Here is a 1,583-nt window from a genome sequence, read left to right on the forward strand (position 1 = left end):
GGCCAGTCGCGGTTGGCCAGGGCTGCCTTGCCAAGGGCGACCACGTCGGCGCCGCCGTCGCCGAGCATGGACTCCGCCGTGGCGGGGTCGTCGAGGTGGCCGTTGGCGATGACGGGCAGCCCGGTGTGCTCCTTGGCGAGCTGCGCGAGGGACTTCTGGCCGCCTTCGAAGGCCGGGGCGTAGGCCTGGTGCTCGGTGGTGTGGACGAAGTCGATCCCGGTCTGAGCCAGGGCCGAGAAGATGACGCGCGCCTCGTCCTCCCCGCCGGACCACTTGTGCTCGTAGTCGCTGACCTTGCCCTGGGAGATACGGATGCCGACGGTGAAGTCCGGCCCGACCGCCTCGCGCACAGCCCGGGCGACCTCGGCCGGGAAGCGGACCCGGTTCCGCGCCGAGCCTCCGTACTCGTCGGCGCGGTGGTTGAGGTAGTCGGTGAGGAACTGGTCCAGCAGGTACCCGTTCGCACCGTGGATCTCGACCCCGTCGAAGCCTGCCTCCTTCGCCCTCAGGGCGGCCGCGACGAAGCCCTGCCGCACCTGCTCCATCTGCTGGACGGACAGCTCCTCCGGGACCCGGTAGGGGCCTTCGCCGCGGTAGAAGGCCAGCTGCTCACCCTTAGGGGCCAGAGCCGAGGGGGCCACGGTCGAATCGACGAACCGGTTTCCCTGGGCCTGGGACCCGGCGTGCATGATCTGGGCGAAGATCTTCGCGCCCTCGGGGTGGACGCCCTCGACGACGGGGATCCAGCTGAGCATCTGCTCCTCGGTGGCCAGGCCCGGCTGGTACAGGTACCCCTGGCTGTGCGCGGTGTCGGGGTAGATGCCCTCGGTGATCAGCAGCCCGAACCCGCCCCGGGCGTAGCCCCGGTAGTAGGCGGCCATCCTCTCGTTGGCGCGGCCGTCCTCGCCGGCGCTGATACGGGTCATCGGGGCGAGCGCGAGGCGATGGGGCAGCTCTGTGGAGCCGATCCTGGCCGGGGAGAACAGCGGAGCGAATGCCATCGAGGGGTCTTCCTTCTCTGGGGTGTTCAGCGGACACAGCCCCGACGAGATGCTCTCGGGGCCCTCATCGTGCAACCGGCACCCAGGCGCAGGTATTTCCCGTCGCCGGTCGACCACTCAGCCGCCATGCCGGCACGGGGAGGGCTCAGGCGCGTTCCGCCTCTTGCCGCAGAGCTACCGGGGCTCTCCAGTTCGCGGTTGCCCTTCGCCGGTACTGGGCAATGGACCGGGCGAAGGCCCGATTCAACCCCTCTGAGGAGGATGGCAGTGGCAGACGGAGACGACGGCACCGTGGAGGACCTCGAGGTCGACGTGGCCCGGCAGGAGGCTGTGCAGGAGGGACGCCTCCGGCGCTACCTGCGGGTGCTCGGGCCGGGTCTCATCGCGGGGGCGGCCGACGATGACCCCTCCGGTGTGGCGACCTACGCCCAGGCGGGTGCGAGCTTCGGCAATGCGATGCTGTGGACGGCCCCGGTGACCCTGCCGATGATGATCGCGGCCCAGGAGATCTCCGACCGGACGGCCCTCGCCACCGGGGAGAGTCTGGGGACGCTGATCCGGCGGAAGTTCTCCCGGAAGCCA

The 1,583-nt window shown here is 70.4% G+C and carries 2 protein-coding genes; one reads left to right on the plus strand and one right to left on the minus strand.

The window, feature by feature from the left end; genetic code table 11:
* Window positions 1-1,001 (minus strand): oxidoreductase (locus tag ACVWWH_RS20130; RefSeq protein WP_457317796.1); only part of this gene is annotated, 1,001 nt, incomplete at its 3' end.
* A 267-nt stretch (window positions 1,002-1,268) separates the two neighbouring features.
* Between ACVWWH_RS20130 and ACVWWH_RS20135 the strand changes: the two genes are divergently transcribed.
* Window positions 1,269-1,583 (plus strand): divalent metal cation transporter (locus ACVWWH_RS20135; RefSeq protein ID WP_457317797.1); only part of this gene is annotated, 315 nt, incomplete at its 3' end.

The sequence above is a fragment of the Sinomonas sp. RB5 genome, from assembly GCF_054063535.1.